An 18,919-nucleotide genomic window follows, 5' to 3' on the forward strand; every position below is an offset into this window, starting at 1 on the left:
TTGACATCCGGGAGAAAGCGTGCTAGAATGGGCGGTAACTGACAGGAAGGGGTGAAAGGATGAGAAAATAATCTGCTTTTGATGACATGAAACCTTTAAATGGTATGGGCCGCAGGCTCCATACGTTTTTTTCATGCCGCCAGAAGTGGATTATGTTCTCATAACCCCTTTTTTTCGTGCGTAAATTTACAGATCAATGGCGGGTTGTGGTGCATAATGGAACTGTCTGGCAGCGGGCGGTTCCTTTTTTATGCCTGGAAATGGGATCCGGGCCGTAAGGAGGACCGCAAAAAGGAGGGATTTATATGGCACAGATCCGGGTAAAAGACCTTACATTCTGCTACGACGGAGGCATTGACAACATTTTTGAGGATGTTTCCTTTTCCATTGATACGGACTGGAGACTGGGATTCATCGGAAGGAACGGAAAGGGAAAGACCACGTTTTTAAATCTGCTGCTGGGAAAATACCGATACCAGGGCACCATTGACGCGCCCTCCGGGTTCCGCTATTTTCCATATCTGGTCACAGAACGCCAGATGGGGATGGAGGCCTGGGAATTTATAGATGAGCTGGAGGAGGGATGTGAGCTCTGGCAGGCGGCCCGTGAGCTGGCAGACCTGGGGGAAACGGACGAGATCCTTTACCGGCCCTTCGGCAGCTTAAGTCCGGGAGAACGGACGAAGCTCCTTCTGGCTGTCCTGTTTGCCGGGAATGGAGGCTTTTTTCTCATTGACGAGCCCACCAGCCATCTGGACCTGGAGGCCAGGGAAGCGGTACAGACGTACCTGGCGTCAAAAAAGGGCTTTATCCTGGTGTCCCACGACCGAGAGCTTCTGGACGCCTGTACGGACCACTGCCTGGTGCTGAACCGGAAGACCATTGAGGTGATGAACGGGAGCTTTTCTGTCTGGTGGGAAAACAAGACCCGAAAGGACCAGTTTGCCGCATCGGAAAACGAAAAGCACCTGAAGGAGATCCGGAAGCTTAAAGAGGCCTCGGCCCGGGCCGCCGGATGGGCAGATAAGAATGAGCGCACCAAGATCGGCTACGATCCCATCAAGGAGCATGACCGGGGGAATGGATCGCGCAGCTACATCGGAGCCAAAACGAAGAAGATGCAGAGCCGTGTAAAGCAGATGGAAAAACGGATCGGCCGGGAGATCCGGGAGAAGGAGGGACTGCTGAAGGATCTGGAGGTCCCCGCAGATCTGAAGCTCACAAAGCTGTCCCACCACAAGTCGGTGCTTGTGGAGGCCAGGGATTACAGCATACGGTACAGAGACGCCGGGAGGCCGGTTTTTGAAGGACTGGGCTTTTCCATAGAAAAAGGAGACCGGGCGGCTCTCAGCGGAAGAAACGGCTGTGGAAAATCGACTCTGATCCGGGCGATCCTGGGGAAAAACGGCCAGGGAAGCGGGCTTCTGGATGTGGAGGAGGCCGGCGTCTGCCGGACGGCGGCGGGACTTGTGATCTCCTATATGGGACAGGAGGCCTCAGGCCTTAAGGGGTCCGTCCGGGACCTTTGCCGGGAACGGGGCCTGGACGAAAGCCTGTTTCTGGCGGTCCTGCGCCAGCTGGACTTTGAACGCACCCAGTTCCTTAAAAACATAGAGGATTATTCCGAGGGGCAGAAAAAGAAGGTCCTTCTGGCAGCCAGCCTGGCAACGCCGGCCCATCTTTATATATGGGACGAGCCTCTCAATTATATCGATGTGTTTTCCAGGATGCAGATCGAAACGCTTCTGCTGGAATACCAGCCCACCATGCTGTTTGTGGAGCATGACGCAGGCTTCTGCCGGAGGATCGCAACGAAGACCATCCGGCTCGACGGCTAGATCCCGGTGCATATGGGGCCTCTGCTGTTTCATATACTGATACGACGAAGGCCCTGGGGGCTTTTTCATGGACAAGAGACTGAAAAAAATGACGGCCATATTTTTTCTGGCGGCTGCGGCTGATCTTTTCCTGGCGGCTGTACTCCTGGCTTCCCTGGCCCGACAGAGGGCGGAAGGGGCCGCAGCCCCGGGCACGGGACGGGTGGTGGAGGACGGCGGCTGGGACGGGCCGGGAACGGAGGAGGCCGGAGCCGTGGCCCTGACCTTTGACGACGGTCCCAATGCCCGATATACGGAGGCTCTTCTGGACGGCCTTAAGGAGCGGGAGGTCCGGGCATCGTTTTTCCTGGTGGGCCAGTGCATCGAAGGGAACGAGGATACTGTAAGACGGATGGCAGAGGAGGGCCATCTCATCGGCGTCCACTGTATGGAGCACAGGGATCTGACCCGGGAACCGGAGGAAGAGGCAGTACGGCAGCTCATGGACACCGCCGCCATGATCGGAGCCGTCACAGGGAGGATGCCGGAGTATATACGGCCGCCCTTTGGTAAATGGAGCAGCGGACTCCAGGAGGCGGTTCCCATGGAGACGGTGCTCTGGAGTGTGGATTCGCTGGACTGGAAGCTCCAGGATACAGACCGGATCGTGCGGAGGGTCTTAAAGGATACGGAGGACGGGGATATCATCCTGATGCACGATGAATTCCAGACGTCTGTGGAGGCGGCCATGGAGATCATTGACAACCTTCTGGCAAAGGGCTATACTTTTGTTACGGTAGACGAATTAACCATAGATTAAGAGGAAGACCATGGATTTATTTGATTACATGCGGACAAATACAATGGAAAAGGAGGCGCCCCTGGCTTCACGGATGCGGCCGGCGACCCTGGATGAGGTGGTGGGACAGCAGCATATAATAGGAAAGGATAAGCTGCTGTACCGGGCCATCAAGGCTGACAAACTGGGGTCCGTGATCTTTTACGGTCCTCCGGGAACGGGAAAGACCACCCTGGCAAAGGTGATCGCCAATACCACCAGTTCCCGGTTCTGCCAGATCAACGCCACAGTGGCCGGAAAAAAGGATATGGAGGACATCGTAAAGGAGGCCAAGGATGCCCTGGGCATGTATGGGAAAAAGACCATCCTGTTTGTGGATGAGATCCACCGGTTCAATAAGAGCCAGCAGGATTACCTCCTTCCCTTTGTGGAGGACGGTACGGTGACTCTCATCGGAGCCACCACGGAAAATCCCTATTTTGAGGTCAATAACGCCCTTCTTTCCAGATCCCGGATCTTTGAACTGAAGCCCCTGGAAAAGCAGGATATCAGAGAACTGGTGCTCCGGGCCGTTTATGATGAGAAAAAGGGCATGGGCGCATACGGGGCGGATATCACCGAGGATGCGGCGGATTTCCTGGCGGATGTGGCCAACGGGGACGCCCGGGCGGCCTTAAACGCTGTGGAGCTGGGGATCCTTACCACGAAGCAGTCGGAGGACGGAAAGGTCCATATCACGCTTCCTGTGGCAGCCGAGTGTATCCAGAAGCGGGCCGTCCGGTATGACAAGGACGGGGACAATCATTACGATACGGTCTCCGCCTTCATAAAGAGCATGCGGGGCTCGGATCCGGACGCGGCCCTTTATTACCTGGCCCGGATGCTGTATGCCGGTGAGGATGTAAAATTCATCGCCAGACGGATCATCATCTGTGCCGCCGAGGATGTGGGGAATGCCGATCCCAACGCCCTTACGGTGGCGGTGAGCGCCGCCCAGGCGGTGGAGCGGATCGGTCTGCCCGAGGGCCAGATCCCCCTGGCCCAGGCGGTGGCCTATGTGGCGACGGCTCCCAAGAGCAACGCGGCCTGCCTGGGGATCTTTAAGGCCATGGAGGCGGTGCGGTCGGAAAAAACGCCTCCGGTGCCCGCCCATCTTCAGGATAAGCATTATAAGGGCGCAGAGAAGCTGGGCCATGGCCTGGGATATAAGTATGCCCACGATTATCCCAGACATTATGTGAAGCAGCAGTATCTTCCCGACGGCATGGAAGACTGTGTGTTTTACGAGCCCACAGAAAACGGGTTTGAAAAGCAGATCCGGGAGCATATGGAATGGCTGAAGGGGGAGGGGAAGGACTGACGGTCCTTCCCCCGGGGCCTGGATCCGGAAGAAAACGTAAATTTTTCTTTTCAAGATAGGAAGTTTGAGTTATAATAAAAGCATATCCAGAGCCGGAGGGCATCGCCGGACGGCTGTTATACTTATCTGTCGAATATCTGAAATATCTTGTGAATCCCCAATGATAAACAGCAGAAACAGAAATTAAGGAGAGAATTTATGCGTGAAAAATTAGCGACACTGCCTTTGTCACAGCTTCGCGAGCTGGCAAAGAGTCAGGGAATTAAATACGTGAGCGGACTGAGAAAATCTGAGCTGGTGGACAGGCTGTGCGAGGTGGCAGAAAAGGAAAAAGACGATAAAACAGAGAGCGCGGCTTCCGGCGTCCAGGAACGGACAGCAGGAGACCGCCCGGAGGGAAATGACCGTCCGGCCCGCGTTTATGGAGAACGCCAGGAATCCAAGGGGGATCCAAGAAGCGAGCTCCAGGACCTGGACAGCGGCATTGAGGCATACGGGATCCTGGAGGTGATGCCCGATGGATTCGGTTTTATCCGCTGTGAGAATTTCCTTCCCGGGGAAAACGACGTTTACGTGGCCCCCTCCCAGATCCGGCGTTTTAATATGAAGACCGGAGATATGGTACGGGGAAGCAGGCGGGTAAAGACGGCTACGGAAAAATTCGCAGCCCTTCTTTATGTGACCTCCATCAACGGATATCCCACCTATGTGGTGGAGCGCCGGCCAAACTTTGAGGATCTGACGCCCATCTTCCCCAACCGGCGGCTGAGCCTGGAGGTGAAGAACGGAAGGAATACTACGGCCATGCGGGTCATGGACCTTCTGGCCCCCATCGGAAAGGGGCAGAGAGGCATGATCGTATCCCCGCCAAAAGCCGGTAAGACCACTCTTTTAAAGCAGGTGGCAAAGGCCGTGACCACCAACCATCCGGATATGCATCTGATCATCCTTCTGATCGACGAGCGTCCCGAGGAGGTTACGGATATTAAGGAATCGGTCATCGGCCCCAATGTGGAGGTGATCTATTCCACCTTTGACGAGCTGCCGGAGCGCCATAAAAGGGTTTCCGAAATGGTCATTGAGCGGGCCAAGCGCCTGGTGGAGCATGGCCGGGATGTGATGATCTTGTTAGACAGCATGACCCGCCTTGCCAGGGCCTATAACCTGGTGGTCCCGCCCAGCGGAAGGACGCTTTCCGGCGGTCTGGATCCGGCGGCTCTCCATATGCCCAAGCGGTTCTTCGGAGCGGCCAGGAATATGAGAGAGGGCGGAAGCCTGACGATCCTTGCCACAGCCCTGGTGGATACAGGAAGCCGTATGGACGATGTGATCTACGAGGAGTTCAAGGGAACCGGAAATATGGAGCTGGTCCTGGATCGGAAGCTTTCCGAAAAGCGGATCTTCCCGGCCATCGATATCTTAAAATCCGGCACCCGCCGGGACGACCTTCTGCTGACGCCAGAGGAGGCGGAGGCTGTGGATTCCATCCGCAAGGCCACCAGCTCCATGAAGGCCGATGAGGCGGTGGAGAAGATCCTGGATCAGTTCGCCCGGACCAAGTCCAACCGGGAGTTCGTGGACGTCATAAAGAAAATCAGACTTTTTTAATTGCCCGGAGGAAGATCGTATTATGGAAGAAGAGTCAAAAAATCCCATACAGGTGGCGGAGAAGCTGTTCCGGGTCATCGAGCTTCTGGCAGAAAATGGCCCTATGGGGATCATGGAGCTGAGCGCTTCCCTGGGATTTCATAAGAGCACGGTACACAGGCTGGTGGCGTCCTTACAGCATATGGGCTATATCCGCCAGGACGAGGAATCCTTAAAATATTCCCTGTCCCTGAAATTTTTGGAGATCGGCAGCCGGATCCTGGAGCAGACCAGTATGGCGGCCCTGATCCATCCGTCGTTAAAGCGTCTGTCGGAGCAGACGGGTGAGACGGTCCACCTGGTGAAGCGGGAAGGGACGGAGGCGGTCTATATCGACAAGGTGGAATCCTTCGCCAGCTCCATCCGTATGGTATCCCGGGTGGGAAGCCGGATCCCTCTTTACTGTTCCGGCGTGGGAAAGGCCCTGCTGGCGGAGCTGACGGACCGGGAGATCGGAGAGATCTGGAAAAATTCCCGGATCCGGAAGCTGACGCCCAGGACCATCACAGAGCTTCCCGTTCTCATGGAACGGGTGGAGCAGGTACGGAAAGACGGATATGCGGTGGACGATGAAGAAAACGAGGAGGGCGTCCGCTGCATCGCCGCCAGTCTCAGGGATTACCACAAGGATCCCGTATACGCACTGAGTATTTCGGCCCCGGCCAACCGTATGACCGACCAGCGGATCCTGGAGCTGAAGGAGTATGTGCTGGCTTTCCGGCAGGATCTGTCCCGGAGCCTGGGGCTGGCCGGAAAGTAGAAGTAAGCCCAGGCGGAAGGGAATTATGCCGCAGAAGCGGCCCGCCGCAGGCGAGCTTCTTTCTTGATACACTTGCTTTTTAACGTACTGAAGTTTATAATGAAGGTATGTGAAAAACAGGGGAGGATAAAATATGGAAGGAAATCAAGAAACCAGGATCCAGAAATTCATGGGCGGAAATAAAAAGGGATACCAGACTGCATTTCATATGGCGTGGCCTGCAGTCATGGAGTCCTTTTTTATTGCCCTGGCCGGAATGGTGGATTCTCTGATGGTCAGCTCCATGGGGCCGGAGGCCGTGGCTGCCGTGGGACTTACGACCCAGCCCAAGTTCATCGGGCTGTGCATCTTCATCGCCACCAACGTTTCGGTGTCGGCCCTGGTGGCCAGACGGCGGGGAGAGAAGGACCAGTACGGAGCCAACCAGGTGCTCTTAATGGCAGCGGCCTTTACCCTGGCGGTGGGGACACTGATCAGCATGGCCTGCGTTTTCTTTGCAGATCCCATCATCCGGCTCTGCGGGGCCAACGAGGATACCCAGGCGGGAGCCGTCCGGTATTTCCAGATCATCATGGGCGGGATGATGTTCAACATTATTTCCATGGCCATCAACGCGGCCCAGAGAGGGGCGGGAAACACAAAGATCGCCATGCGCACCAATGTGACCTCCAATGTGGTCAATATGATCGGAAACTACCTGCTGATCCAGGGAAATCTGGGCTTTCCGAAGCTGGGGATCACCGGAGCGGCCCTGGCCACGGTGTTCGGAACGGTCATCGCGTGTCTGATGAGCATTCTTTCGGTCATGAAACGGGATAATTTTGTCAGCCTGCCCTTCATCATAAAGGAAAAGGTGCGGATCACCCTGGAGCCGGCAAAAAATATGTTCAAGGTGGCCTCCAGCGTATTTGTGGAGCAGATCTTCATGCGGATCGGCTTCCTTACGGTCTCCATCATGGTGGCAAAGCTGGGGACCGACGCCTTTGCGGCCCACCAGGTGGGAATGAACGTCATGAGCCTTTCCTTTTCCTTTGGAGACGGGATGCAGGTGGCGGCGGTGGCCCTCTGCGGCAGGAGCCTGGGAGAAAAGCGGCCGGATCTGGCCCAGATGTACGGCACCATCTGCCAGAGGATCGGCAATATGATCTCCATTGTGCTGGCGGTCCTTTACACCACCCTGGGCACCTGGTATTTTCATCTGTTTTTCGATGAACCCCACCTGGTGGCCATGGGGGTGGAGATCACCCGTGTCCTGACCTTCATCGTCCTTCTCCAGATCGCCCAGGTGATCTACATGGGCTGTTTAAGGGGAGCCGGTGATGTGGTATTTACCACCATTGCCTCCACCATCAGCATCACCTTCGTCCGTCCCATCCTGTCCTATGTGTTCTGCTATGCCTGCGGACTGGGGTTAGTAGGGATCTGGCTGGGGATCCTGGGAGACCAGACCTCCAGGCTTCTTCTTACCACCTGGAGATTTAAGAGCGGCCGGTGGATGAAGATCGAAATCTAAAAAAAACATAAGAATTGCGAAAGTTTTGTGAACTTCCTTGACGGTCCGCGGTTTGCGTGATAGGATAAGCACTGTACAAAAAGGTGACAAGTTGTCACTATAAGAGAGCGGATAATTTTCCTCGGATACAGGAAGAATAGAGGAAAAGAAACGGATCATCAAGGAAAGAGACGGTGTAAGAAAACAATGGACAGCAAGGTACAGGACAACAATAAAATGGCGACAGCTCCATTGGGGAAGCTGATGACAGAGCTGGCAGTTCCCACGGTATTTGCCCAGCTTGTGAATCTTCTTTATAATATGGTGGACCGGATCTACGTGGGCCGGATCCCGGAGGTGGGCCATCTGGCCCTGGCCGGGCTGGGAGTCACCTTCCCGGTGATCATCCTGATCTCCGCCTTTGCGGCCCTGGTGGGAGCCGGGGGAGCGCCCCAGGCAGCCATCTGTATGGGAAAGAAGGATATGAAGGGGGCCGAGCAGATCCTGGGGAACTGCATCACGGCCCTGTGCATTCTGGCAGTGGTCTTAAGCGTATTCTTTTATGCGGTGAAGGAACCGCTGCTGATGCTGTTCGGAGCCAGTGAACAGACCATCGGCTACGCCAACAGCTATCTGGGGATCTATCTTCTGGGCACCATTTCCGTGCAGATCGCCCTGGGATTAAATACGTTCATCAACTGCCAGGGCTTTGCAAAGACGGGAATGAAGACCGTGCTCATCGGCGCTGTGTTAAATATCATCCTGGACCCGATCTTCATTTTCGGCTTCCATATGGGTGTCCAGGGAGCGGCTCTGGCCACCATCTTAAGCCAGACTGTTTCGGCTGTCTGGGTGCTGTCCTTCCTCTGCGGAAAGAAGAGCATCTTAAGGGTCAGAAAAGAAAATCTGAAGATAAAAAAGGCGGTCCTGGTCCCGGTACTGGCCCTGGGAGCGTCCCCGTTCATCATGCAGGCCACGGAATGCCTGGTGCAGCTGACGTATAACTCTGGAATGCAGCATTACGGGAATGACTACTATGTGGGGGCCATGACCATCCTGTTTTCCATCATGCAGATGCTGTTCCTGCCTCTGTCCGGACTGACCCAGGGTGCCCAGCCCATCATCAGCTATAACTTCGGAGCCGGGAACCATGAGCGGGTGAAGAAGGCCTTTAAGCTGCTGTTTGCAGCGGGAGTCGGTTTTTCCCTGGTGGGGACGGGAGCTGTGCTTTTATTCCCCCAGGTGTTCATCCGTCTGTTTTCGGACAATGCCCAGGTGATCGAGATCGGCATTTACGCGGCCAGGATCTATCTCTTTGGTTTTCTGATCATGGGAGCCCAGATGGCCTGCCAGCAGACCTTTCTGGCCCTGGGACAGGCGAAGATCTCCGTATTCCTGGCGCTTTTACGGAAGGTGATCCTTCTGATCCCTCTGGCCATCCTTCTTCCGAAGCTTGGCATGGGCACCGACGGACTGTTTTACGCAGAGCCCATTGCGGATCTCATTGCCATCGTTACCACCGTGGTCCTGTTCGCACGGAATTTCAACAAGATGCTGTACCAGCATGCAGATACGAAAGTGAAAAAGTAAAGGAGAATATTTATGGGAACAACAGACGGCGGAAAAACGCCTGGAAAGCAGCCCTCACAGCAAAGCCCCAAGGGCCTGATCTACTATTTCCTCACCATATTTTTAGTGACCATGCTGTTAAATGCCCTGGTCTTCCCCAATGTGATGGAAGAAAAGGTCATGGAGGTCAATTACAATGAATTCCTGGCCATGGTGGACGCGGGAAAGGTGGTCCAGGTGGAAAAGGACACGGACCAGATCATGTTCCTGGCCACCGATGCCCAGGGAAAGGAGCAGATCTATAAGACCGGCCTCTGGGAGGACGAGGCGCTGACCAACCGGCTCTATAAGGCGGGAGTCACCTTCGGAAAGGTGATCCCTCATAAGGAATCGGCCCTGATGAATTTCCTGACCACCTGGATCCTGCCCTTTGGACTCATGTTCTTAATGGGCCATTTCCTCAGCCGGATGATGGCCAAGCGCATGGGCGGGAACGCCATGACCTTTGGAAAGTCCAACGCCAAGATCTATGCGGAAAATGAGACGGGAAAGACCTTTGCCGATGTGGCCGGAGAGGAAGAGGCTAAGGAGGCCTTAAAGGAGATCGTGGACTTTCTGCACGACCCGAAGAAATATGCAGACATCGGCGCAACGCTTCCCAAGGGAGCCCTTCTGGTGGGCCCTCCGGGAACCGGTAAGACGCTTCTGGCAAAGGCTGTGGCAGGAGAGGCCCATGTGCCGTTTTTCTCCATCTCCGGCTCGGAGTTTGTGGAGATGTTCGTGGGCATGGGAGCGGCCAAGGTCCGCGACCTGTTTAAGCAGGCCAACGAAAAGGCCCCCTGTATCGTATTCATCGACGAGATCGATACCATCGGTAAAAAGCGTGACGGCAGCGGCATGGGCGGAAACGACGAGAGAGAGCAGACCTTAAACCAGCTCTTAACAGAGATGGACGGCTTTGACGGAAAGAAGGGCGTTGTGATCCTGGCGGCCACCAACCGGCCCGAATCCCTGGACCAGGCGCTGTTAAGACCGGGCCGTTTTGACCGCCGGATCCCGGTGGAGCTGCCGGATCTTAAGGGCCGTGAGGCGATCCTCAAGGTCCATGGCCGCAGTGTAAAAATGGACGATACTGTGGACTTCAACGCCATTGCCAGGGCAACCTCCGGCGCCAGCGGTGCAGAGCTTGCCAACATCGTCAACGAGGCGGCCTTAAGGGCCGTGCGCCTGGGCCGCAGAGTCGTCTGCCAGGCAGATCTGGAGGAGAGCGTGGAGACGGTCATCGCCGGATACCAGAGAAAGGATGCGGCGGTGTCTGAAAATGAGAAGAGGATCGTGGCCTACCATGAGATCGGCCACGCCCTGGTGGCTGCCTGCCAGTCCAACTCGGCTCCGGTCCACAAGATCACCATTATCCCCAGGACCAGCGGCGCTCTGGGCTACACCATGCAGGTGGAGGCCGGGGAACGGTTCTTAATGAGTAAGGAAGAAGCCTTAAATAAGATCGCCACCCTCACCGGAGGCCGCGCGGCAGAGGAATTCATGTTCCATTCCATCACCACCGGCGCTTCCAACGACATCGAGCAGGCCACAAAGCTGGCCAGGGCCATGGTGACCCGGTACGGTATGAGCGAGCAGTTCGGAATGGTGGCCTTAGAGACCGTGACCAACCAGTATCTGGGCGGAGACACGTCCTTAGCCTGCTCGCCGGAAACGGCCAGGGCCATCGACGAGGAGGTCATTAAGACCGTGAAGGAGCAGTACGGGAAGGCCATGGAGATCCTTAAGGAACATGCGGGAAAACTCAATGAGCTTTCGGCTTATCTTCTGGAAAAGGAGACCATTACCGGCGAAGAGTTCATGGAAATTTTAAACCGATAGGATATTTTTTGTTTACGCATCCCTGGAAGTAGTGTATACTGACAGCAGGAGGGGATCAGATGAGAAAACGAATCTGCCCGTACTGCGATCAGGAGCTGGAAGGCCGCTACTGCCGGGGATGCCGTCGTTTTGTGAAAACGCCTCTGATCGTGGACGTGAATTATTATTTAAATGAAAGACATCCGGCCTCAGAGGAGAACTGCCAGTACCACGGGGATCTGCATACCGGGGAAATGGAAGTCAGGCCGGACCACAGAGCTTCGTATGAGGATGTGGAAAAGGCCGGATGGCCGGGAGGGAAGGCCGCTGCTGCGCCTAAGGCCAAGACCGGAAAGAACGGAAAGTCTGGAGGGAAGGCTTCCGAGGCGCAGGTATCCCGGAACCAGAGCACAGGCTCTGGCCGAAGTGCGTCCCGGCCAGGCCGGGGATGGGCCCCAGTGTGGATCCTGGCCGCAGCCGCGGCAGCTGTGATCATGGCCTCTGGCGGGATGGTCATGAACAGTATAAGCCATATGGTCCCGGACTTGGAGCCGGAGCCAGTATATCCGGAGGCGGGATCCTGGGATGAGGGGATCTCGATCGAGGAGGTGTGGCCGGAGGAAACAGCGGCCGGGGAGCAGGAGCTTTCAGAGGAGGAGGTCCGGGCTGCGGGGATCCGGTGCAATGGCTACGGCCACCTGGACGTAAACGGCGATGATCTGCAGGCGGACCTGGAGGGCCTGGCCGCAGACCATGGCCTGGCAGTGGAGGAGCTGGGCCGGACCAGCGCTAACTTTGCCTTTGGGGAGTTCACCAATTATGAGGTCCGGTATGACTATGTTCTTACAGGAGAGGACGGCTGGTACCGGGGCGTGACCCTGAGCCTGGACACCGGCGACGGCAGCCTCCACGGCATACAGGTCTCCGCAGATAACCTGGAGGCCATGTACCAGCTTCTGGATATGGTCATGGAGCTTCTGAAGGAATCGGGAGCTGTTTCTGAAAATCCCGGCGGCCAGATGGTCTTTGAGACCGTAGTTATGGAAGGCGGACTGGAGGACGGGATCACCGGAGAGGTGATGTACCAGGGCCTGGAGGCCTGGGCAGCCTATGATGACAGCGGCAGCGGGGAATTCTGTATGCTGAGCCTTTACGCGCCGGAAGAGGGCGAAACGGTCTAGGGAAGGAAACGATGCCTAAGAAACCGCCCCGGGCGAAAAAGCTCTGCGGGGCAGCAGATAAAAAGGAGGAACCATAAGATGATCAGAATGATAGGAAACCATATCTGCAAGGACTGTGTATCAGCCATGGAGGTGATCCAAAGGGAGCGCCTTCCCATTGAATTCCACGATATGGAAAAGGCCCTGGACTATGTGAAGGAATTCTTAGAGATCCGCGAGGGAAATCCGGAGCTTTATAAGGAGGCCCGGGAAAACAACCAGATCGGGATCCCTGTATTCGTTTTAGAAGACGGTACAGTCACCATGGATTGTGACGCGGCCTTTGAGGCGGCCAGAAGGGCGAAGAAACCGGCAGTGGTGATGGTGGGGAGCCACCTCTGCAAGGCCTGCCGGAACCGCCTGGCGGAGCTTAAGGAGGAAGGGCTTCCGGTGGAGTTCCATGATATCGTGGAGAATTTAAACGATATGCGCCTGTATCTGAGGATCCGGGAAAACCACCCGGAGCTTTACGATGAGATCCGGAAAGAGGGACGGGTGGGGATCCCGGTATTCATCCTTCCCGACGGTACGGTCACCAATGATTTTGAGGCAGCCAGAGAGGCGGCCAGGAGCTTAAAATAATAAAGGAGATTTTTTTTATGAATTTTGAAGAATTACAGATGAAGCGGGAGAGCTGCCGGGTGTACGCAGACCGTCCCGTGACGAGGGAACAGCTGGTCCATCTGGTGGATGTGGCCCGCTTTGCCCCCAGCGCCTGCAATTCCCAGCCGTGGCATTTTATCCTTGTGGATGAGCCGGAGAGCCGTGAAAAGGTGGTGGAGGCCTTTGATGACAACGGCCTTACGGGCTGTCCCTGGGGAGCCAGCGTCCCGGCCTTTATCCTGATCTGCGAGGAAAAGGCCCAGTATAAGCCGGGAGTGGAGGAGCATTACGGCCCCCAGCATTTTGCCCAGATGGATATCGGGATGGCGGCCATGGGGATCTGCTATGAAGCCGCTTCCATGGGGCTGGGAACGTGCATCATCGGCACCATGAACCAGGAAAAGCTCCACAGGTCCTTCGGGATCCCCGAGGAGCGTCCGGTGCGCCTTATCATCACCGTGGGATACCCGGCCAATGAGGGCGCGCCCAGAAAGAAAGCGAGAAAGGATCTGGATGAGATCGTGACCTATAACCAGTGGTAGGAGTCCCGGGCCGTATGGCCCGGACTGGCGGGAGCCTGTAAAAAAATGAGCTGCGGATGTCTGTCATACAGACCTGCAGCTCATTTTACCTTTCTAAAAACTCTATAAATTCTATAAAATCTGTTCCCTTCCCATTGATAATATGACAGGGTGTCACTATAATGATGACGAGTTGTCACTTTGAAAAATCAGAACTTATGAAAAGAGGGATCATATGCCGACAGAGCGGTTTAAGAGGCTGCCGGAGGAGAAGATCGAGGCCATACGGCGAGCGGGGATCCAGGAATTTACGCGGATGTCCCCGGAATCCGCGTCCATCAACCGGATCATCCAGGAGGCGGATATTTCCCGCGGAAGCTTCTATACATATTTTGAGAGTAAATACGATCTTCTGCGGTGGCTCATCAGCGACCGGGTTCGGGAGCACAACGATTTTTACGTCCAGGATATGGAGGAGAACGGCGGGGATATCTGGCTGACCCTTTCCCGGTCCCTGGAGCATACCATCACCCATGCCAATGACGGCGGATTCATGGGAATGATCACAAAGCTCATCGAGAGCAAGACATTTTTTGACCTGTTTAAGGAAAGCGTCAAGGGTGAAAAAGGGGAAGATCATATGGAATGCAAGCGGTCCTATCTGGACCGGATCTACGGTCTCCTGGACCAGGGCCGGTTCCCTATGGATTTTATAACCTTTACAGATCTGATGGATCTCCATGCCATCACTATGATGATGGCTTTAAAGAAGAAGCTGAACGGGGAATGCGGGGCAGAGGAGGCCATGGACTTTTATAACAGGCGCATCAATCTTCTGAGATACGGCGTCTGTCCTCGGAGTGCGGAACAGGAAAAAACAGAATAAAAAAGAGGAGAATAAAAATTATGAAAAAACTGGCAAAAGCAGTGACAGCAGTTCTGGCCGTGGGAGCGCTGGGGACCCTGGTGTTCATGCGTATGACGAAGAAGGAGGAGCCCATGGAGGCGGTTCCGGATCCATCGGTCCAGGTGGAAAACCCTGCGGCAGATACCATTTCCATCTCCACGGATCTGACAGGAACCGTGGAGCCGGCGGATGTGGTCTATGTGGCGGCCATGGGAAGCGGAGAGGTCCTGGAGGTTTATGTAAACCAGGGAGAGATGGTGGAAAAGGACCAGACGCTTTTTAAGATCGACAATAAGCAGCTGGAATCCGCCAGGATCCAGTTAAATACGGCCAAGGTATCCTTAGACGATGCCCAGACCAATTTAAACCGGATGAAGGTCCTTTATGACAGCGGGGATATTTCTGCCCAGGCCTACGAGCAGGTGGTCAACGGCGTGTCCATGGCGAAGCTCCAGTACGACGGGGCCAGGCTGAATTATGACATACAGCTGGAGAACAGTACGGTGACAGCGCCCATCAGCGGTCTTCTGGAGAGCTTTGATGTGAAGGTCCATGACATGATGGCCGCAGGCTCTGTGGCAGCGGTGATCTCCGGAGCGGGCAATAAGTCCGTGGCATTTTCCGTCAGCGAGCGGGTACGGGAGGGACTTCATCCCGGAGACGCCATGACCGTGGAAAAGAATGGAACGGAATATAACGGCGTGATCACGGAGATCGCCACCATGGTGGACCAGCAGACCGGTCTTTTTAAGATCAAGGCCAGCCTGGAGGGGGCCGATGCCCTGGCCACTGGCACGGTGGTGAAGCTTTCTGTTATCTCAGAAAAGGCAGAAAACGTCATGACGGTCCCGGTGGACTGTGTTTCTTACAGCGGCGGCCAGGCCTATGTATATACCTATGACCAGGCGGCGGGAACTGCCCGCAAGGTGGCCATCGAGGACGGGCTCATCGGCTCAGAACGGATCCAGGTGCTTTCGGGCCTGGATTACAGCGACCAGGTGATCACCACCTGGACGAAGGAGCTTTATGAGGGAGCTCCGGTGCAGCTGGCAGAGGGGGCCGGTACAGACGCTGAAACATCCCTGGACGGCGGAGAGAGCGCTGGAGCCGGGGAGAGTCCGGAGGGCGGGAACGGAGAAGCGCCCATGACAGACGCTCCAGGGGAACCGGCAGCAGATGCAGCAGCCGGAGATGCAGAGGCACCGGAGCCGGCGGCAGAAGAGACATCCGCAGAAGAGACATCAGCAAACGCTCAGTAAGGAGGCACAGATATGGGTTTGACAAAACAGGTATTAAGGCGGCCGGTCACAACGGTCCTGGTTGTGCTGTGCCTCATCGTCTTCGGTCTTTCCTCTGTATTTTCCTCGAAGCTGGAGCTTACGCCGGAAATGGAGATGCCCATGCTGGTGGTCAACGCCGTTTATCCGGGAGCCAGTCCCGAGGATGTGGAGGAGCTGGTCACAAAGCCCATCGAGGATGAGATCGGCACTCTGACGGGCGTGGACACCATCACCAGCATGTCCGCAGAAAACTTCGGCCTGGTGCTCTTGCAGTACGAGTACGGCAAAGACATGGATAAGGCCTACGACGATCTGAAGAAAAAGCTGGACGGCCTGGCAAATGAATTCCCGGAGGACGTGCAGACGCCCACCATCATCGAGATGGACATCAACGATACTCCGGCCCTCACCCTGGCGGTCAACAATGAGCAGACGGATAACCTTTACAACTATGTGGACAGCCGGATCGTTCCGGAGTTTGAGAAGCTGTCCTCTGTGGCCAGCGTGGACGTCAGCGGCGGCCAGGAGGAATATATTAAGGTGGAGCTGATCCCGGAAAAGCTGGCCCAGTACCATCTGAACATGAACACCATCGCCCAGTGCGTGGGCTCCGCCGATTTTTCCATGCCCATCGGCAGCACCACTGTGGGAAACAAAAAGCTTTCTGTGACCTCGGGCACTGATTTCGATACCATTGAGCTTTTAAAGAAGATCCCCATTACCCTGGGAAACGGAAACATCATCTACCTGGAGGACGTGGCGGAGGTTTACAGCACTCTGGAGGAAAAAAGCAGCATCGGCCGTTATAATGGCAAGGACACCATCGCCCTGGGCATCAAGAAAAACCAGGAGAGCAGCAACATGGAGGTGTCCAGGGATGTGCTGAAGATCGTGGATGATCTGAAGGCTGATGACCCGGCTCTGGAGGTGGTGGTCATCAACGACAGCAGCGAATCCATCTCCAGCTCCCTGGAAAGCGTGTTCCAGACCATGATCATGGCCGTTGTGGTCTCCATGGTCATTATCTGGCTGTTCTTTGGCGACATGAAGGCATCCCTGATCGTGGGAACCTCCATTCCCGTGTCCATCCTGGCGGCCCTGATCCTTATGAAGGCCATGGGCTTCTCTCTGAACGTCATCACTCTGTCCAGCCTGGTCCTGGGCGTGGGAATGATGGTGGATAACTCCATTGTGGTGCTGGAGAGCTGCTTTAGGAATACAAAGGGGGGAGGCTTTGTGGAGGCCAGGAATGCGGCCTTAGACGGTACAAAGGCCGTTCTGGAATCCATCATTGGCGGTACGGTCACTACCTGCGTCGTGTTCATCCCCCTGGCGCTGATCAAGGGTATGAGCGGACAGATGTTCAAGCCTCTGGGCTTTACCATCGTATTCTGTATGGTGGCATCCTTGATCTCCGCCATGACCATCGTACCTTTATGCTATACCTTTTACCGTCCGAAAGAAAAAACAGAAAATCCGGCTTCCCGGATGCTGCGGGCCATGCAGGACGGCTACCGGAGCCTGGTGAGGAAGCTCCTGCGCCACAAGGCCCTGGTAATGATCACTTCGGTGGTCCTTCTGGTCCTGTCCTTTATGATGGCCGGACAGCTGAAGATGGAGCTGATGGTGGCTGACGACCCAGGCATCATCGGGATCACCGTGGAGACCCAGCCGGGACTGACCATTGACCGGGTCAACGATGTGCTGGTGAAGGTGGAGGATTATATCACGAAGGATGCAGACCTGGATTCTTATATGCTGTCCTACGGAAGCTCGGGGCTTTCCATGGGAGGAAGCGGCGCATCCATTACAGCCTATTTAAAGGATGATAAATCCAGAGAGACAGACCAGGTATTAAAAGAATGGAAGCGGGAGCTGCAGAAGTGGCCGGACTGCTCCATTTCCCTGGAAAAGCAGAGTTCCCTGGGCTCCACCATGACCATGAACCAGGCGGACCAGGTGAGCTACATTTTAGTCAGCACCCAGTACGATGAGCTGAAGGAGGTATCTGATGCCATTGTGGAAGAACTTCAGGCCAGACCGGAGGTGACCCATGTCCATTCATCCCTGGAAAATGACGCGCCTCTGGTGAAGATCTCTGTGGATCCGGTGAAGGCATCAGCAGAGGGACTGGCTCCGGCCCAGGTGGCCGGCCAGGTCTATGCCATGCTGAGCGGGACAGAGGCCACCACTCTGAACGTTAACGGAAACGACTTAAGCGTAAAGGTGGAATACGGGGATGACCAGTACGATACCATCGACAAGCTCCAGGGCATCGTCCTTCCCACGGCCACAGGAAGCATGGTGGCACTGACCGATATTGCAGAGATCGGCTTCAAGGACAGCCCCCAGAGCATCATGAAGAGCGACAAGCAGTACCAGGTGACTATTTCCGGCCAGCTGACCGACGAGGCGGATCTCTCCACAGACGGGAAGCTCCGGGAGGAGGTCATCGGGAAATACTTAAATGCATCAGTCTCCATGCAGCAGAATACCATGGACGAGATGATGAATGAGGAATTCTCTTCCCTGGGCCAGGCCATTGCCATTGCCGTGTTCCTGGTATTTGTGGTCATGGCGGCCCAGTTCGAGTCACCCAAGTTCTCCATCATGGTAATGACCACGATCCCGTTCTCCCTGATCGGAGCCTTCGGCCTCCTCTGGCTGGCAGACAGTCCCATCAGCATGGTGAGCCTCCTGGGCTTCTTAATGCTAGTGGGAACGGTGGTAAACAACGGTATCCTCTATGTGGACACCGCCAACCAGTATCGGAATGAAATGGATCTGGACGAGGCGGTGATTGAGGCCGGAGCCACCCGTATCCGTCCCATGCTGATGACGACCCTCACCACCATCGTGGCCATGATCCCCATGGCCCTGGCCTACGGCGATGCGGGAGAGATGATGCAGGGCCTGGCTCTGGTGGATGTGGGCGGCCTCATCGCCTCCACAGTCCTGGCGCTCCTAATGCTGCCGGTCTATTACAGACTCATGAACCGGAAGCCCAAGGAGGAGCCGGACTACGACTGATAAGGGCGTAAGATCATAAGAAAAGGACCAGAAACGAAAGAAATCGTAAGAGAA

Annotated in this window: 14 protein-coding genes; all 14 read left to right on the plus strand. The window is 55.5% G+C overall.

The window, feature by feature from the left end; translation table 11 throughout:
• Positions 1-305: 305 nt before the first annotated feature.
• Entirely contained in the window at positions 306-1,838 is a 1,533-nt protein-coding gene (locus tag WIH05_RS02490; RefSeq protein WP_022274479.1) for an ABC-F family ATP-binding cassette domain-containing protein, read from the plus strand.
• Between the two features lie 67 nt (positions 1,839-1,905).
• Positions 1,906-2,637: a polysaccharide deacetylase family protein gene (locus WIH05_RS02495; protein WP_337424925.1), complete on the plus strand. Its 732-nt coding sequence runs from the start codon at positions 1,906-1,908 to the stop codon at positions 2,635-2,637.
• Between the two features lie 10 nt (positions 2,638-2,647).
• Positions 2,648-3,976 (plus strand): AAA family ATPase, encoded by a 1,329-nt coding sequence (locus WIH05_RS02500; RefSeq protein WP_022274481.1) that lies wholly within the window; start codon positions 2,648-2,650, stop codon positions 3,974-3,976.
• 198 nt (positions 3,977-4,174) lie between these two features.
• Positions 4,175-5,584 (plus strand): transcription termination factor Rho, encoded by a 1,410-nt coding sequence (gene rho / locus WIH05_RS02505; protein ID WP_022274482.1) that lies wholly within the window; start codon positions 4,175-4,177, stop codon positions 5,582-5,584.
• A gap of 22 nt (positions 5,585-5,606) precedes the next feature.
• Positions 5,607-6,383: an IclR family transcriptional regulator gene (locus tag WIH05_RS02510; protein ID WP_215655087.1), complete on the plus strand. Its 777-nt coding sequence runs from the start codon at positions 5,607-5,609 to the stop codon at positions 6,381-6,383.
• Between the two features lie 133 nt (positions 6,384-6,516).
• Positions 6,517-7,896, plus strand: a complete 1,380-nt coding sequence (locus WIH05_RS02515) for an MATE family efflux transporter (RefSeq protein ID WP_022274485.1) — start codon at positions 6,517-6,519, stop codon at positions 7,894-7,896.
• A 216-nt stretch (positions 7,897-8,112) separates the two neighbouring features.
• Positions 8,113-9,465 (plus strand): MATE family efflux transporter, encoded by a 1,353-nt coding sequence (locus WIH05_RS02520; RefSeq protein ID WP_337424926.1) that lies wholly within the window; start codon positions 8,113-8,115, stop codon positions 9,463-9,465.
• 12 nt (positions 9,466-9,477) lie between these two features.
• Positions 9,478-11,325, plus strand: a complete 1,848-nt coding sequence (gene ftsH, locus WIH05_RS02525; RefSeq protein ID WP_022274487.1) for an ATP-dependent zinc metalloprotease FtsH — start codon at positions 9,478-9,480, stop codon at positions 11,323-11,325.
• A gap of 59 nt (positions 11,326-11,384) precedes the next feature.
• The gene (locus WIH05_RS02530; protein ID WP_022274488.1) at positions 11,385-12,485 is read left to right on the plus strand and encodes a hypothetical protein; all 1,101 of its coding nucleotides are present in this window, start codon (positions 11,385-11,387) and stop codon (positions 12,483-12,485) included.
• A gap of 78 nt (positions 12,486-12,563) precedes the next feature.
• Positions 12,564-13,106: a hypothetical protein gene (locus tag WIH05_RS02535; protein WP_158358339.1), complete on the plus strand. Its 543-nt coding sequence runs from the start codon at positions 12,564-12,566 to the stop codon at positions 13,104-13,106.
• Positions 13,107-13,123: 17 nt separating this feature from the next.
• Positions 13,124-13,669 carry a nitroreductase family protein gene (locus WIH05_RS02540; protein WP_022274491.1) on the plus strand — a complete coding sequence of 182 codons (546 nt, stop codon included), beginning with the start codon at positions 13,124-13,126 and terminating at the stop codon, positions 13,667-13,669.
• A gap of 214 nt (positions 13,670-13,883) precedes the next feature.
• Positions 13,884-14,534, plus strand: a complete 651-nt coding sequence (locus tag WIH05_RS02545; RefSeq protein ID WP_022274492.1) for a TetR family transcriptional regulator — start codon at positions 13,884-13,886, stop codon at positions 14,532-14,534.
• Between the two features lie 20 nt (positions 14,535-14,554).
• Positions 14,555-15,814 carry an efflux RND transporter periplasmic adaptor subunit gene (locus WIH05_RS02550; RefSeq protein WP_337424927.1) on the plus strand — a complete coding sequence of 420 codons (1,260 nt, stop codon included), beginning with the start codon at positions 14,555-14,557 and terminating at the stop codon, positions 15,812-15,814.
• Between the two features lie 12 nt (positions 15,815-15,826).
• The gene (locus tag WIH05_RS02555) at positions 15,827-18,865 is read left to right on the plus strand and encodes an efflux RND transporter permease subunit (protein ID WP_337424928.1); all 3,039 of its coding nucleotides are present in this window, start codon (positions 15,827-15,829) and stop codon (positions 18,863-18,865) included.
• Positions 18,866-18,919 lie beyond the last annotated feature (54 nt).

Origin of the sequence: Alitiscatomonas sp. (assembly GCF_037242085.1) — a bacterium.
Classification (GTDB): domain Bacteria; phylum Bacillota; class Clostridia; order Lachnospirales; family Lachnospiraceae; genus Alitiscatomonas; species Alitiscatomonas aceti.

Excerpts from the sequence above, each read along its gene's own strand:
- WIH05_RS02490 (WP_022274479.1), top strand. The coding sequence starts at position 306 with ATGGCACAGATCCGGGTAAAAGACCTTACATTCTGCTACGACGGAGGC.
- WIH05_RS02495 (WP_337424925.1), top strand. The coding sequence starts at position 1,906 with ATGGACAAGAGACTGAAAAAAATGACGGCCATATTTTTTCTGGCGGCT.
- WIH05_RS02500 (WP_022274481.1), top strand. The coding sequence starts at position 2,648 with ATGGATTTATTTGATTACATGCGGACAAATACAATGGAAAAGGAGGCG.
- rho (WP_022274482.1), top strand. The coding sequence starts at position 4,175 with ATGCGTGAAAAATTAGCGACACTGCCTTTGTCACAGCTTCGCGAGCTG.
- WIH05_RS02510 (WP_215655087.1), top strand. The coding sequence starts at position 5,607 with ATGGAAGAAGAGTCAAAAAATCCCATACAGGTGGCGGAGAAGCTGTTC.
- WIH05_RS02515 (WP_022274485.1), top strand. The coding sequence starts at position 6,517 with ATGGAAGGAAATCAAGAAACCAGGATCCAGAAATTCATGGGCGGAAAT.
- WIH05_RS02520 (WP_337424926.1), top strand. The coding sequence starts at position 8,113 with ATGGCGACAGCTCCATTGGGGAAGCTGATGACAGAGCTGGCAGTTCCC.
- ftsH (WP_022274487.1), top strand. The coding sequence starts at position 9,478 with ATGGGAACAACAGACGGCGGAAAAACGCCTGGAAAGCAGCCCTCACAG.
- WIH05_RS02530 (WP_022274488.1), top strand. The coding sequence starts at position 11,385 with ATGAGAAAACGAATCTGCCCGTACTGCGATCAGGAGCTGGAAGGCCGC.
- WIH05_RS02535 (WP_158358339.1), top strand. The coding sequence starts at position 12,564 with ATGATCAGAATGATAGGAAACCATATCTGCAAGGACTGTGTATCAGCC.
- WIH05_RS02540 (WP_022274491.1), top strand. The coding sequence starts at position 13,124 with ATGAATTTTGAAGAATTACAGATGAAGCGGGAGAGCTGCCGGGTGTAC.
- WIH05_RS02545 (WP_022274492.1), top strand. The coding sequence starts at position 13,884 with ATGCCGACAGAGCGGTTTAAGAGGCTGCCGGAGGAGAAGATCGAGGCC.
- WIH05_RS02550 (WP_337424927.1), top strand. The coding sequence starts at position 14,555 with ATGAAAAAACTGGCAAAAGCAGTGACAGCAGTTCTGGCCGTGGGAGCG.
- WIH05_RS02555 (WP_337424928.1), top strand. The coding sequence starts at position 15,827 with ATGGGTTTGACAAAACAGGTATTAAGGCGGCCGGTCACAACGGTCCTG.